11 protein-coding genes are annotated in these 14,059 nt (G+C 67.2%); 3 read left to right on the top strand and 8 right to left on the bottom strand.

What is annotated here, in order from left to right:
• A complete protein-coding gene (locus OG326_RS10915; protein ID WP_327144510.1) occupies window positions 1–1,419 on the bottom strand; it encodes an L-fucose/L-arabinose isomerase family protein in 1,419 nt (472 codons plus the stop codon).
• A 92-nt stretch (window positions 1,420–1,511) separates the two neighbouring features.
• Window positions 1,512–2,354, bottom strand: coding sequence for a glycosyl hydrolase family 32 (locus tag OG326_RS10910; protein WP_327144509.1), 843 nt, complete (start codon window positions 2,352–2,354; stop codon window positions 1,512–1,514).
• A 119-nt stretch (window positions 2,355–2,473) separates the two neighbouring features.
• Here OG326_RS10910 and OG326_RS10905 point away from each other — a divergent pair, with 119 nt between their 5' ends.
• Window positions 2,474–3,565: a winged helix DNA-binding domain-containing protein gene (locus OG326_RS10905; protein ID WP_327144508.1), complete on the top strand. Its 1,092-nt coding sequence runs from the start codon at window positions 2,474–2,476 to the stop codon at window positions 3,563–3,565.
• A gap of 245 nt (window positions 3,566–3,810) precedes the next feature.
• Window positions 3,811–4,851, top strand: coding sequence for a tryptophan--tRNA ligase (gene trpS / locus OG326_RS10900; protein WP_327144507.1), 1,041 nt, complete (start codon window positions 3,811–3,813; stop codon window positions 4,849–4,851).
• 9 nt (window positions 4,852–4,860) lie between these two features.
• On the opposite strand, the gene OG326_RS10895 is transcribed toward trpS, so the two are convergent.
• Together OG326_RS10895 and OG326_RS10890 are read right to left on the bottom strand one after the other, a co-directional pair.
• Complete coding sequence (locus tag OG326_RS10895) at window positions 4,861–5,664, bottom strand: tyrosine-protein phosphatase (protein ID WP_327144506.1); 804 nt, start codon at window positions 5,662–5,664, stop codon at window positions 4,861–4,863.
• Entirely contained in the window at window positions 5,654–7,816 is a 2,163-nt protein-coding gene (locus OG326_RS10890; RefSeq protein ID WP_327144505.1) for a pyruvate, phosphate dikinase, read from the bottom strand. The genes OG326_RS10895 and OG326_RS10890 overlap by 11 nt, the downstream gene beginning before the upstream one ends.
• Before the next feature lie 379 nt (window positions 7,817–8,195).
• On the opposite strand from OG326_RS10890, the gene OG326_RS10885 reads away from it, so the two are divergent.
• Complete coding sequence (locus OG326_RS10885; protein ID WP_327144504.1) at window positions 8,196–9,812, top strand: FadD3 family acyl-CoA ligase; 1,617 nt, start codon at window positions 8,196–8,198, stop codon at window positions 9,810–9,812.
• Between the two features lie 116 nt (window positions 9,813–9,928).
• Here OG326_RS10885 and OG326_RS10880 read toward each other — a convergent pair whose 3' ends face one another.
• Genes OG326_RS10880 through OG326_RS10865 form a run of 4 tightly spaced genes read right to left on the bottom strand, consistent with a single transcriptional unit; the run spans window position 9,929 to window position 14,047 of the window.
• The gene (locus OG326_RS10880) at window positions 9,929–10,744 is read right to left on the bottom strand and encodes an SDR family NAD(P)-dependent oxidoreductase (protein WP_327144502.1); all 816 of its coding nucleotides are present in this window, start codon (window positions 10,742–10,744) and stop codon (window positions 9,929–9,931) included.
• 44 nt (window positions 10,745–10,788) lie between these two features.
• Window positions 10,789–11,520, bottom strand: a complete 732-nt coding sequence (locus OG326_RS10875) for a glucose 1-dehydrogenase (RefSeq protein WP_327144501.1) — start codon at window positions 11,518–11,520, stop codon at window positions 10,789–10,791.
• A 9-nt stretch (window positions 11,521–11,529) separates the two neighbouring features.
• Window positions 11,530–13,278 (bottom strand): 3-oxosteroid 1-dehydrogenase, encoded by a 1,749-nt coding sequence (gene kstD, locus OG326_RS10870; RefSeq protein WP_327144500.1) that lies wholly within the window; start codon window positions 13,276–13,278, stop codon window positions 11,530–11,532.
• A 13-nt stretch (window positions 13,279–13,291) separates the two neighbouring features.
• The gene (locus OG326_RS10865) at window positions 13,292–14,047 is read right to left on the bottom strand and encodes a glucose 1-dehydrogenase (RefSeq protein ID WP_327144499.1); all 756 of its coding nucleotides are present in this window, start codon (window positions 14,045–14,047) and stop codon (window positions 13,292–13,294) included.
• Window positions 14,048–14,059: the final 12 nt, after the last annotated feature.

The raw sequence follows: 14,059 nt of genomic DNA, 5'->3' as shown, positions 1-14,059 counted from the left end.
TCAGCTCGCCCTGCTGAACTCGTCGAGGGTGACGTCGAGTAGCTCGCAGGCGGCCCGCACCTCGGGTCTGCGGTCACCGGGGACGGCGTGAATGTGGTTGGCGCCGAAGCGGGACAGGAAATCCGGGGCCTCGGCATCCAGGCGGGCGAAGGCGTGCGGCCATTCCCGGGTGGACTGATTCATGAGCGCCTCATTGGTGGCATCGTCGTAGGTCTCGAAATCCCCGAGCATCAACTGCATTCGGTACGCACCGTTCTTACGGGTGAGCCGGGCGAATGTCATCTGCCCGGGCGCGGCCAGATGATGCACCGACGCACCACCGGCGGGGAAGAAGAACACCTCCGGATAGAGGTGAACACGAGCGAGGTTCTCGGCGGGATCGTCGCTGCGGGCCGCGAACCAGGTGGCGTGCTGCCCGGAATTGCACAGATCCCAGATATCACGGTCGGCGTGATAGTGCCGGACATCGGCGAAAAGCACCGGGGTGCCGGAGATCTGCTTGAGCAGCTGCATGGTGAGCGCGCCGTCCATATCCGCCTCGGTGGCGCAGACGTGCGGCTGTTTCGGCCCGTTCCAGTCGTACGGGTCGTTGAGAAAGGCCTCGGTGATGTCCATGGTGGCGAAGTACTGGGTCAGTTCCGGCTGGCCCTTGATGCCGGAGAAGTCCAGATGCCATTCCGCGATCAGGTCGCGCATGGCCAGATAGGAGCAGATCTGCCGCTCCAGCAGTTCCGGCGTCAGTATGCGGCCGTCGTAGTGCACCCCGGCGGTATTGCGTTCCAACCACTCTCGGGCGCCCTTGGCCTCCCCCGCATCGGCCAGCTCGGCGCGCCGCACGATCTCCCACTGATCGATCTCCTCCACATCGATCCCGAAGGTGTGCTGCCACTGGTCGGTATTGGCCACCGCGGTATTCATGCCCATCGGCCGCCCGCCGATCCGCCCGAAGGTACTGCCCCGCAGACTCCCCACCGCGGCGGCGGCGCGCGCCCGCACCCCGATGGCCTCGATCAGTTCCCGGTCCGCGGGATCACCCCAGAGCCGGGCGTGCTCGCGCCCGATCTGATCGAGCGCACCGCCCGCCGCCAGCATGCCCACCATGCCGGGCTGCACCGGATCGATATTCGACAGCAGCAGTATCGGACTCGTCAGCTGTCCCGCGGCCAGCATGGTGAAGTGCGGAAAGGCCCACACCGCATAGTGCAGCACCGTGAGATCCACCCCGGCGGCCTGTACCCGCCGCGCCACCGCGACGGCCTGCTGATTGCTCGCCACCGGTTCGCGCCCGCGCACTACCGTGTGACCGGCCGCGGTCAATGCGGCGACGAGCCGATCTTCCACTGTACGAATGAATCCGACAATTCCCCCGTGCACGTAGTCACGGCCATCGGAAATACTGATAACGCCGATCCGGGCCATTGCCTTGCCTCCCGACCGTGGGTGGACTCTCGACTCGTACTCCAGAATCCCAGTTCGCCGCGTCGGGCACGCCCGAATGAGGAAGATCGACCTCAGCCCGGGAAGTGCAAGGGAGCCAGCCGGACTCCGCCCTGCCCCCAGCCGGCGGCGGTGATCCAGCACGAATCCCCGTCCGCCACCACCTCCGCGGCATGCGCGGCGATATGGCCGACGCGGTCCTGCGGCCGGAAGTGAAAAGGGTCTGTACTGCGAAAGATCTCGGTGCCGACGTACTCCGGGCGCGGGCCGATGAACAGGTACCAGTAACCGCCGTGCGGTACGACGAACGGCGATTCGGTATTGCCCGCCTCGGTTCCGGCGGTCGGATCGGTATAGGCGATTCGACGCGGGCCCCACCGCACCAGATCCGAACTCGTCCGGTAGGCGACCACATGATTGCCGCCCGCGCGAGTACTGGTGGCGCAGTAGTACATAACCCACCACTCCCCGATACGCAGCACCATCGGATCACGGGCGTCATACCCGTCCCGGAACAAGGGCCCGCCGGGATGCCGGGTCCACTCGAACAGATCCGTCGAGGTGGCCAGATACATTCCGGTAGCCGTCCGATCCGCCCCGCCCCCGTCGTAGAACATGAAATACCGCGCCCCCTCCGCCACCACGAACGGCGCCCACAGATGCGTCTCCCCCGACTCCCGGTCCACCGTCAAGGCAGGCGCTTCCTGCACCCAGGGCCCGCCCAATTCCGCCGCGGTGGCATGCCCGAACACCGTCTCATCGAACGGATCCGCCGGCTCCCGATGCGTAATCCCGAACAGATGCCACTGCCCGTCCCCCGCCCGAATCACCGTGTGGTCGTTGACATACCACCGCCCACCCTCCCCCCGCGGCTCGAACACCCGCGCAAACGCCCCCGCAGTCACCGACCCGCTCATCTCCCGAGTGTGCGCGATCGGCGCCGCCCGGACAGCGATTTCGGCCGGGTATCGAGCGGAACGACACCGCCGCGCAAGCTAGGACAGAAACTGTCCTACTTCTGATCGACACTGTGTTCATGACGGAAATATCGCTGCGCCAGCTGAATCGGACCCTGCTCGTGCGCCAGATGCTGGCCGAACGGGTTTCGATGCCCGCGGGCGATCTCATCCGCCATCTGATCGCGGTGCAGGGGCAGGAGGCGAATTGGCCGTACGTCGGGTTGTGGACTCGGCTGACCGATTTCCGGCACGAAGAGCTCGCCGCGCTGCTGCACGATCGAAGTGTGGTGCGGTCCACCATGATTCGCCGCACCGTACATCTGGCCGACGCCGCCGACTATCGCTGGTTGTATCCGACGGTGCGGCCGGTGATCGAGGCAGCATTGCAGGCGGCCTACTTCCGGGAGGCGATCGGCGGGGTTGATCCGGTTGAATTCGCCACTGCTGGAAAGGAACTGCTCACCGGCCGGACGCTGACCCGCACCGAGCTCGGGCGGATGCTCGCGGATCGCTTCCCGAGCCCGCATCCCGGCAGGCTCGCCCAGGCGCTCGGTGTCATGCTGGCGGTGGTGCACAATCCCGAGGCGGGGGTGTGGGGCGCGTGGCGCAATCGCCGCGTCGCGGTCACCCTCGCGGACGAATGGCTGGGCGCGCCCCTCGCGGAATCGCCGCAGCCGGAGACCATGGTCCTTCGCTACCTGGGAGCATTCGGCCCGGCCACCGTCGCGGACATCCAGGCATGGGCCGGAACCACCCGCCTCGCCGAGGTCGTCGCACGCCTGCGTCCCCAACTGCGGGTCTACCGCGACGAATCCGGCCGAGAACTCTTCGACCTCCCCGACGCGGCCCTGGCCGACCCCGATCTGCCCGCCCCGGTCCGCCTCCTCCCCGCCTTCGACAACGCCCTGCTCGGCCACCACGACCGCACCCGCGTGATCAGCGACGAAGACCGGGCCCGCATTGCCAAGGTCGCCTCCGGCGGCGTCCCGATGTACCTGGTCGACGGGTTCGTCCACGGCCAGTGGTCCCGCACCGGCACCGCCCTCCACATCACCCCGTGGCATCCCCTCGCCACCGCCGATGAGGCCGCCATCCATACCGAAGCCGAACGGCTGCTTTCCCTCATGGCCCCTGGCGAGGACATCAAAATCCTCATCAACCGCCCCTGACCCAGCAGGTGCCCGAGACTGGACTGGTTATGGCCGCGCCGGGGCGCACGGGTGGCGCTGTGGTGGAAATACTTTCGCCCCGCAGGTGGGCGGGTTGATATTGTGGCGGGGTGATGAACCTCCGACAGGCATGGTGGTGGCTGCGACCGCAGCCCGACTGATCATGTTCACGGGCTGTACGCAGCCTGTGGGTTCCGTGATGCGGAACGAGGTTCGTGCAGTCCCTCAGCGATAGGAACTGTGCGATGGATTCTTTTTCGGCTACACGGGAGCGCAGTGATCGGCTCGGCGCCGATATCGCGGAAAATCCTGGGCGGTACCGGGTGCTCACCGGGGAGCGGCCTACGGGGCAGCTCCATTTGGGGCATTACTTCGGCACGATTTCCGAGCGGGTGCGACTGCACGATCTCGGGGTGGAGACCTTTGTCATTCTCGCCGATTATCAGGTGATCACCGATCGGGACGGCCTGGGTCCGGTGCGGGACAACGTTTTTCACGCGGTGCTGGACTATGTGGCCGCGGGCATCGACCCGAGCCGGGCGACGATCTTCACGCATTCGGCGGTACCGGCGCTCAATCAGCTCATGCTGCCGTTCCTCAGCCTGGTGACCGAGGCCGAGCTGCATCGCAATCCGACGGTGAAGGCCGAACATGCCGCTGCCGGTAGGGCTTTGAGCGGGCTGCTGCTGACCTATCCGGTGCATCAGGCCGCCGACATTCTGTTCTGCAAGGGCAATCTGGTGCCGGTGGGCAAGGACAATCTGCCCCATGTCGAACTGACCAGAGTGATCGCGCGGCGGTTCAATGAGCGCTACGGGCAGGTCTTTCCGGAACCGGAGGCCCTGCTGACCCCGGCTCCGGAGGTGCCGGGGCTGGACGGGCGGAAGATGTCCAAGAGCTACGGGAATGCGATCACGCTGGCCATGACCGCGGATGAGACGGCGGCGCTCATCCGGCGCGCGCCCACGGATTCGGAGCGGCGGATCAGCTTCGATCCGGAGCTGCGGCCGGGCGTCTCCGCCCTGCTGACCACCGCCGCCCTGTGCACCGGCGTCGATGAGAAGGTGCTGGCGGATCGAATCGGCGACAGCGGCGCGGGGGCGCTCAAAAAGCTCACCGCCGATGCGGTGAACGACCGTTTCGCCGGCCATCGCCGCCGCCGTGCCGCACTGGCGCGGGATCCGGATTTCGCGCATACGGTGCTGCGCGAGGGAAATCGGCGTGCGAACGAGATCGCGGACCGCACCCTCGACGAGGTGCGGTCCGCGATGGGGACCGTGTATTGACCGGCGGTACTACCGGGCAGGTTGTTCGACCAGCACGTCGCGCAACCGGCTCAGTTCCGCTTCGGAAAGGCCCTGGGCGAGCAGCCACGTGCCCGCGCCGCCATGTTCGGCGTGCAGGTTCTCCAGGAAGCGGAGCATGACGTCGGCACTGATGGCGAGAATGCCGGTATTCGCCTGCGGCAGACCGGCATACGAGGGCAGTGCGTCCAGGCGGTCGCGGACTCGCTGCATACGCTGGTTGGTGATCTCGTAGTCGTCGGCAATGGCCTCGGCCGTGACTCCGACCGCGTCCAGCAGGATCGCGGCGAGCACGCCGGTGCGGTCTTTGCCTGCGGCACAGTGGAACAGGACCGAACGGCGTGCCGGATCGATGATCAGCCGGACCGCCTCCACAATGTGCTCACCGCTGCCCGCCAGCAGCTGGCCGTAGAGGTCGGTCAGATCCACCCGGGTCTTATCGGGCACCAGATCCCTTGCGGCCAGCGACGACTGCGCCGACTTACGGATCGGCAGGTTGGCGATGTGGACGGCCGCATCGGCGAACAGCCCGTAGCCCTCGCGTTCCACCTCGTCCGGCAGGCGCAGGTCGATGACCGTGCGCAGGCCGAGCGGTTCCAGCAGCTGCGTCAGATCCTCGCAGGTGGCCTGCTGCAGTGTGCTGGAGCGGAACACCATGCCGAAACGCGTTGTGCCGCCGCCGGTGACGGGCAGGCCGCCGAGATCACGAACATTGTCGATCTCGGCGAAATCGATCCAGCGCTGCGCGGCGAGGGCTGTTGAACGACTGGGAGACACCGCCGGATCAGTGGGCACGGCCGGCTGCTGCCTCTTCGGCGCGGGTGAGGCCGCACAGTCCGATCAAATCCTCGTGGAGTTCGAACCAGACGGTGTGGTAGCTGTCCATGATGGGGCGGGCCACGTAGGTGTGGTCGCCCTCGGCAATGCGCTCGACGGCACGGTCGAGGCGGTCGGTGTAGCGGACCAGGCGGGGAGCCAGGGCGCCCAGGCGCTGCACCAGGGGGCGCAGGCGCTGGTGCGTGTCGGTGAGACGACCCAGGACCGCACCGTCGTAGTCGGCGTCGGCATGGTCGTTGACGGTGGCCGGATCCTTCATCTGCCAGTCGGTGATGATGACCTTGAGATCGGCGTTGTAGACGCAGAACTCGTCGTACGCGGCCGTGAGCGCGGCGGCGTCCACGGTGGCGCGCTCCTCGGTGAGCAGCTGCTCCAGCCGGGCACGGCCCTCGGGGGTGAGCCGGAAACCGGCGGGGGTGGTGGCGCAGACCCCTGCGGTCACCAGACCCTCACAGTGCGTGGCGATTTCGCCCGCATCCGCGCCGAGACTGAGCGCCAGATTGTCGGCGTTCACCCGGCCCTTGATGCCGACCAGCCGCAGCAGTGCCAGTTCGGTGAGAGGACTGTCCACTGAAACCTCTTCCTGCTCAGTGCTTTCCGGAGCAGCGGTGCGTTCTTCCAGCCGTTCCACCAGCTGCGAGGGCTCCGCACCCGCCCACTGGGCCAGCTGCGCGACATCGTCGAGAATGATCTGCTCGACCGGTTTGGCGACGATCTCGCCCGCCAGCACCAGTCCGGCGCCGCCGTCGACGGTGACGGTCCGGCCGACCAGGGCCGCGACCACGCCGGGGCCGCAGCCGACCACGCAGGGGCGGCCGAGTTCGCGGCTCACGAGTGCGGCATGCGAGGTGGTGCCGCCCAATTCGGTGACAATGGCGCGGGCGGCGATCATGCCGTGCAGATCGTCGGGGCTGGTGGTGGGGCGCACCAGAATGACGTCCTCACCGGCCTCCGCACGCGCTTCGGCCTCATCCGGATCGGTGACGACCACACCGGAAGCCAGTCCGGGACAGGCCGATTCGCCACGGGCGAGCGGTTCCTGCCCGGTGGTCACGCCGGACGCCGGGCGCAGCACCTCGCGCACCTGATCGGGCGTGATGCGATCGAGGGCCTCGTCGGCGCTGATCAAACCCTCCGCCACCATGGCGACAGCGGTGCGCACCGCGGCCCGCGCGGATCGTTTGGCCGAGCGCGACTGCAGCATCCACAGCGTGCCGGATTCGACGGTGAACTCGATGTCCTGCAGATCGCGGCCGTCGCGTTCGAGCAGTTCGGTGGCGGCGATCAGCCGGGCGTGCACCTGCGGCTGGGTCGTCGCCAGCTCGTCGAGCGGCCGCGGGGTGAGGCGGCCGGAGACCACATCCTCGCCCTGCCCGCCGACCAGCCATTCGCCGTATACGGGACCGTCGCCGGTATTGGGGTTGCGGCTGAACAGCACGCCGGTGCCGGAGTGCTCGTCGAGATTGCCGAACACCATGGCCTGCACGGTGACCGCGGTGCCGAGCGTGTCCGGCACACCGCGATTGCGGCGATAGGTCTTGGCGCGGGCGGAATCCCACGAACGGAACACCGCTTCGATGGCGCCGCGCAGCTGATCCCACGGGTCCAGCGGCACCGCGCCGTTCGCGTCACCGAGCACGGTCTCGCGGTACTGGTGCACGAAACGCTGCCGAGTGTCGTTGGCGTAGCCGGGATTCTGCGTCTGATCGGCCAGCGCCTGCTGCACCGCATCGGTCATGCCGAGGTTCAGGACGGTATCCATCATGCCGGGCATGGAGATGGCCGCACCCGAGCGCACCGAGACCAGCAGCGGCCGCTCCGGCGATCCGAACTCACGCCCGGTGCCGCGCTCGATGGTGGCGATCCCGGCGCGCACCTGCTCCCAGATCTCCGGGGCGATCGCACCGCGCCGGGTGTAATCGGCCCAGCCTTCGGTGGTGATGACGAACGCGGGCGGCACCGGCAGCCCGAGGGCCCGCATGTGATCGATACTCCACGCCTTGCCGCCGATCTGCTGCCGCGACAGCCCGCAAGCGCCGTCGAGTTCGACGACGGTCACGGCGTCGGCCGCCACATCGGGTCGCTGCGCAAGCTCCGCTCCGGCGGTCATGTCACTCCTTCGATGTTCTGAATTCATCCGCCCCCGCCTCGTCCCACACCCTCCGGGAACCTGCTATCGAGCGTGCCGCGTGACGCCCCTCACCCCCAACACAGATCCCGATCACCGGAACCGAACAACACACAGAGCTGCGAAAGGCCCAGTAGACATATTCCGACTAGGCACCCACCCCAAGTTCGCGGCCCGGCTCGGTCTGGACTGACGGAGCGGGGGAGCGAAGCGGAGGAGCGGAGGAGGGAAGACCGAGCTAGCAGGGCCGCGAACCCGCCCGGAGCGAAGCGGAGGGCAAAATAAACACGGCACGCCCGGTCAGCGGGATGGCACGGGGGAAACGGGCATCCTGGGCACGGTCTTGCGGCAGGATGGGCGCATGGATCGGCGGTATGCGGCATCCATCGGCGGCGGTGCTGCGTCCGTCCCGGTTTCGACCATTCCGGCCCTGGTGGCGGAGCGAGCGCGGCGTTATCCCGATGCGGTGGCGATCGCCGGTCCGGCCGGGCGCGTGACCTTCGCCGAGCTGGCGGAGCAGGTCGGGGCGGTGACGCGTGCCGCCATTGCCTCGGGCATCGAGGTCGGCGACCGGGTCGGCATGTGGGCGCCCAATAGCGATCGCTGGATCGTGACCGCGCTGGGCATGCTCGGCGCGGGGGCCACGCTGGTGCCGATCGGCACTCGGCTGCGCGGTCCGGAGACGGCCGAGATTCTGCGGCGCAGCCGGGCCAAGGCGGTCTGCACGGTGCAGGAGTTCCTCGGTCACGACTATCCGGCGATGCTGGCCGAGTCCGGTCTGCCGCTCCCGACTCTGGAACACCTGATCCTGCTTGATGATTCGCGCGGCGAGGCCGCGCCCACCTGGGATATCAGTTCCTGGGCAGGGTTTCTCGCGCCGGGCACGGTGGTGCCGCCCGCGACCGCGCGGGAGGTTGCGGCGAGCGTCGATCCGGAATCGTTGTCCGACATCCTCTTCACCTCCGGCACGACCGGCGAGCCGAAGGGTGTGCTCGCCACGCACCGGCAGACCCTGGAGGTGTTCGGCCGCTGGGCGGATGCGGTGACCCTGCGGCCGCGCGACCGATATCTGCTGGTGAATCCGTTCTCGCACACCTTCGGCTACAAGGCGGGCATCATCGCCTGCCTGCTGCGCACGGCCACCATGATTCCGGTCGAACGCTTCGAGGCCGAACAGGCGCTGCGCCTGATCGAGAGTGAACGCGTCACCGTATTGGCCGGTCCGCCCACACTGTTCACGGATCTGCTGGCCGCCGACCACCGCGACCATATTCTCGGTTCGCTCCGTCTGGCAGGCACCGGCGGTGCGGTCATTCCCGCCGAACTGGTGGAGCGCATTCGCTCCGACCTCGGCGTGCCCTACGTCTTCACGGCCTACGGCCTCACCGAATCGGTGGGCGTGGTCACGGTGTGCCCACCCGACGCCCCCGCCGCACTGCTGGCGGAGACGGTCGGAAAGCCGCTGCCCGGCACCGAGATTCGCATTGTCGATCGGGACCGCACCGATGTGGTGTCCGGTGAGCCGGGCGAAATCATCGTCCGCGGCCCGAATGTCATGCGCGGCTACCTCGATGATCCGGAAGCCACCGCCGCCGTCATCGACACCGACGGCTACCTGCACACCGGCGATATCGGAACCCTCGGCGAAGACGGCTACCTCCGCATCACCGACCGCCTGAAGGATATGTTCATCGTCGGCGGCTTCAACGCCTATCCCGCCGAGATCGAACGAGTCCTCCTGCAGCACCCGGACATTCGCGAGGTAGCGGTGGTCGGCATCCCCGACCCACGCCTGGGCGAAGTAGGGCGGGCCGTAGTCGTCACCTCCGACCACACCCTCGACCCGGCAGCCGTCATCGAATGGTCCCGCACCCGCCTCGCCGGCTACAAGGTCCCCCGCGAGGTGGTCCTCACCGATCACCTCCCCCGCAATGCCGGCGGCAAGGTGATCAAGGGCCAACTCCGCAACCCGGCCTGATGGTGCACGATCCGCGTGAATCCGCTTGGGCGCCACCATAAGCCGGTAGCCCCGCACCTAGGGGTGTGCGGGGCTACCGGTGGAGCTCCGGCCGCTGATCGCGGCGGCGGCCGGAGCTAGATCTCCTTGCGCATCTGCGCGGTGAGGGGCTTCATGTAGGCGGAACCGAGGAGGCGGCGCATCCAGTTCATGGCCTTGGCGTCGGTGCCGATCAGGATGAGGGGCTTGTTCTTCTTCATGCCGTTGGCGATGATCTGGGCGCACTGTTCGGGCGAGGTCTTGGCCAGGCCGTCGAAGTTGGCGGCCAGGGCGTCGCGGTCGCGGTTGGCGGAAGCCCGTGCCTTCCAGGCGATCTCGGTCTTGATCATGCCCGGATGCACACTGGAGACGCCGACGTGGTGGCCGGCGATGATCATTTCCTGGCGCAGCGCGTCGGTGAAGGCGTGCATGGCGTACTTCGACGAGCTGTAACCACTCTGGCTCGGGCAGGCCACCAGGCCGAACATGCTGGAGACATTGGCGATATGCCCGTCACCGGAGGCGATGACATGCGGCAGGAACGCCTTGGTGCCATTGGCGGTGCCCCAGAAGTTGATATTGAAAATCCACTCGAAGTCTTCCCACGAGACGTCTTCGATATTGGCGGTCAACGAGACTCCGGCATTGTTGACCACGATATTGACCTTGCCGAAGTCGGCGACAACCTCATCGGCGTGCGCGTAGACCGCGGCCCGGTCGGTGACGTCCAGCTTGTAGGCGCGGGCCTTCGCGCCGTGCTTCTCGCACAGCGCCGCGGTCTCGGCCACACTCTCGAGATTGCGGCCCGACAGCGCCAGCTGCGCACCACCGCGGGCGAGTTCGAGGGCGAGCGCCCGGCCGATGCCGGCACCGGCGCCGGTAATGACGGCGACTTTGCCGTGGAAGTCCTTCATTGCCAATTTCCTTGTCTCGCAGCTGTCTTACTGAGGTGGCACTGCTATTGGGTGGTGAAGCCACCGTCGGCAATGAATTCCGAGCCGGTGCTGTAGGAGGATTCGTCCGAGAGGAGGAACAGCACCAGGTTGGCCAGCTCCTCGGGAGTGCCCGGCCGGGCAATGGGCTGATTGGCCGCAATCGACTGGGAGCGTGCGGAAGTCGCTACCATCTCGGTGGCGATGATGCCCGGGTGCACGGAGTTGACGCGCACATTGTCGGCGGCGAACTCCTGAGCGGCGGTCTTGCTCATACCGCGCACCGCCCACTTGGACGCCACATACCCGAGAATGTTCGAGTAGCCGATCAGCCCGCCGGTCGAGGAGATATTCACGATCGACCCGACACCGGCCTTGCGCATGGAGCCGATGACAGCCTTCATGCCCAGGAAGACGCCGACCTGATTGACGTCGATCACCTTGCGGTAGTCCGCCTCCGAGAGCTTCTCGATCGGATCCACGTGCACGATGCCGGCGTTGTTGACCAGACCGGAAACCGGCCCGAATGTCACTTCGGCCTGTGCGACGACGTCATTCCAGGCCGTCTCATCGGTGACGTCGAGCGGCAGGAAGAGGGCGGCGTCACCGAGTTCGGCCGCAAGCGCGGCGCCCTCGGCGGTGAGCACATCGGTGATGACCACCGTCGCGCCCTCGGCCACGAGCTTGCGCGCGAAGGCCGCGCCCATACCCCGGGCGCCACCGGTGACGATGACGTTCTTGGTCTCTACGCGTCCCATGACAGCCTCCTAGTTCTGCGCGGTGGCGCTCTGTGCCGGAGCACGCCGGGCAGTGCGCTTGGCCGGGGCTGCCTCGGCGACCGGAGCCGGCTCGACGGCCTCCTGGTCGGCCAGATGGTTGGCGGCGATATAGCCGAACACCATGGCGGGACCGATGGTCGCGCCGGCACCGGCGTAGTCGTTGCCCATGACGGCGGCCGAATTATTGCCCGCCGCGTACAGACCCGCGATGACCGTGCCGCTCTCGTCGAGCACGCGTGAGTGCTCGTCGGTGACCAGGCCGCCCTTGGTGCCGAGATCGCCGGGGACCATCTCGACGCCGTAGAACGGCCCGCGCTCCAGCGGAGCCAGGGTCGGATTCGGCTTCACCGTCGGATCGCCGTAGTAGCGGTCGTAGGCTGAGTCGCCGCGCAGATAGTCCTCATCGCGGCCGTTCGCCGCAAAACCGTTGAAGCGCTGCACAGTCGCGGTCAGCTTGTCGGCCGGAACGCCGAGCTTGGCGGCCAGCTCTTCGAGCGTGTCGGCCTGCTTGATAATGCCCTTGTCGAAATATGCCTGCGGCAGTGGGCGTTTGGGGAAGTTGCCCAGGAACAGGTACCGGTCGCGGAAGTTCTGATCGAAGATGAAATGCGCCGGAATGCTGCCGGTGCCCGCCGCCTCGTCCTCGTACATCTTGTGCACGACGTTCACATACGGCGCGGACTCGTTGACGAAGCGCTCACCATTGTTGTTCACCATGATCGCGCCGGGCTGCGAACGCTCGGCCAGGCAGAAGAACGGCGGACGGCCCTCGGGGCTGCGCACCGACGGACCCCACCAGGCGTCATCCATGAGATCGACTGCCGCGCCGATGTTCTGGCCCGCCACAATGCCTTCGCCGACATTCTCGATGGCGCCGACGGTCCATTCGGTGGACTGCGGGCCGGCAATGTACTTCTTGCGCATTTCCAGGTTGTGCTCGAACCCGCCCGCGGCCAGCACCACGCCGCGCTTGGCCTTGATGACCACCGGGCGGCCCTCGTGCTCGGCGCGCACGCCGACCACGACGCCGTTCTCCGTAATCAGTTCGGTCAGCGGCGTATTCAGCCATACCGGCACACCCGCATCACGCAGGGACAGCCACAGCCGGGCCGCGAGGGCTTTGCCGAGGCTCAGCGGCAGCGCGCCCTTGGCCAGGGCCAGCGCGGTGCGGGCACCGACCTTCATGGCGGTCTTCTTGCCGTTCCAGGTGCGGGCGATCATATTCAGGTCGTGGAAATCGCTGACCGTGATCGCGATTCCCTTGGGCGCGGACATGGTCGGCTGGTTGATCTTGTGCAGATCGCCGCCGAGCAGCCGTCCGTCGATGACCGCGGGCTCGATGCTGCGGCCCTGCGCCAGACCGCCGGGGAACTCCGGGTGGTAGTCGGAATAGCCGCGGTCGTAGACGAACTCCCAGTACTTGGAGCGAGCGCCGATGTAGGAGAACATCTCCGGGCCGTTGTCCAGGAAGGCGTTCTGCTTGGCCTCCGGAACCCGATCGCCGACAACGGCTTTCAGGTAGGTGCGGGCCATGGTGGGGCTGTCGGGCACGCCCGCCGCCTGCAGCACCGGATTATTGGGCACCCACACGCCGCCGCCGGAGCGCGCGGTGGAGCCGCCGAAGAGCCGGCTCTTCTCGATCAGGGTCACCGACAGGCCCCGGTAGGCAGCGGTCAGCGCGGCGGTCATACCGGCGGCGCCGGAACCCACGACAACAACGTCGAATTCGAATTCCATTGAGTATCAGTCCTTAGTAGCCGCAGCTGGTGAGCATGCCGCCGTCGACGACGAATTCGCCGCCGGTGCAGTAGCTCGAGGCATCGGAAGCCAGGAAGAGCGCCACTTCGGACACCTCCACGGGCTGTCCCCAGCGCGGAATGGGCAGATCGGAGAAGAAACTATTGCCGTCCAGCCCGGTCGCACCGGCGACGGACGCGGTCATGGGTGTGGCAATACCGCCGGGGTGAATGGAGTTGACCCGGATTCCCGAGTGCCCCAGCTCCCGGGCGGCGGATTTGGTGAGCCCGCGCAGTGCGAATTTGCTCGCGCTGTAGGCGGAGAGCCCGGCCGCGCCGACAAAACCCTCGACCGAGGAGACGTTGACGATGGCGCCGCCACCGGAGTCGATCATGGCGGGCGCGGCGGTCTTGATACCGAGGAACGCGCCGGTCACATTGATGTTCTGCATGAGGTTCCACTCATCCAGGCTCATCTCCAGCAGCTTCTTGAACCGCAGGATGCCCGCATTGTTGACCAGCACGTCCAGTCGTCCGAACTGGGCCACGGCCGCGGAAACCGCTGCCTGCCAGTCGCTTTCACTGGTGACATCGTGGTGCACATAGTGGACGGCGGCGCCGAGCTCGGCCGCCAGCGCCTTGCCCTCGTCATCGAGCACATCGCCGAACACCACGCGGGCGCCCTCGGCGACGAACCGGCGCACATGCTCCGCGCCCATACCCCGCGCACCACCCGTGATCAGGGCGACCTTCCCGTCCAGCTGTCCCACCGGTTCCCGTCC

The organism is Nocardia sp. NBC_01327 (assembly GCF_035958815.1).
In the GTDB taxonomy this organism is placed as follows: Bacteria; Actinomycetota; Actinomycetes; order Mycobacteriales; family Mycobacteriaceae; genus Nocardia.
This window is presented reverse-complemented; position numbering and strand designations above follow the sequence as displayed.

What these genes read in the sequence shown, in the direction of transcription:
- OG326_RS10915 (WP_327144510.1), bottom strand. Translation starts at nt 1,419, where the DNA reads ATGGCCCGGATCGGCGTTATCAGTATTTCCGATGGCCGTGACTACGTG.
- OG326_RS10910 (WP_327144509.1), bottom strand. Translation starts at nt 2,354, where the DNA reads ATGAGCGGGTCGGTGACTGCGGGGGCGTTTGCGCGGGTGTTCGAGCCG.
- OG326_RS10905 (WP_327144508.1), top strand. Translation starts at nt 2,474, where the DNA reads ATGACGGAAATATCGCTGCGCCAGCTGAATCGGACCCTGCTCGTGCGC.
- trpS (WP_327144507.1), top strand. Translation starts at nt 3,811, where the DNA reads ATGGATTCTTTTTCGGCTACACGGGAGCGCAGTGATCGGCTCGGCGCC.
- OG326_RS10890 (WP_327144505.1), bottom strand. Translation starts at nt 7,816, where the DNA reads ATGACCGCCGGAGCGGAGCTTGCGCAGCGACCCGATGTGGCGGCCGAC.
- OG326_RS10885 (WP_327144504.1), top strand. Translation starts at nt 8,196, where the DNA reads ATGGATCGGCGGTATGCGGCATCCATCGGCGGCGGTGCTGCGTCCGTC.
- OG326_RS10880 (WP_327144502.1), bottom strand. Translation starts at nt 10,744, where the DNA reads ATGAAGGACTTCCACGGCAAAGTCGCCGTCATTACCGGCGCCGGTGCC.
- OG326_RS10875 (WP_327144501.1), bottom strand. Translation starts at nt 11,520, where the DNA reads ATGGGACGCGTAGAGACCAAGAACGTCATCGTCACCGGTGGCGCCCGG.
- kstD (WP_327144500.1), bottom strand. Translation starts at nt 13,278, where the DNA reads ATGGAATTCGAATTCGACGTTGTTGTCGTGGGTTCCGGCGCCGCCGGT.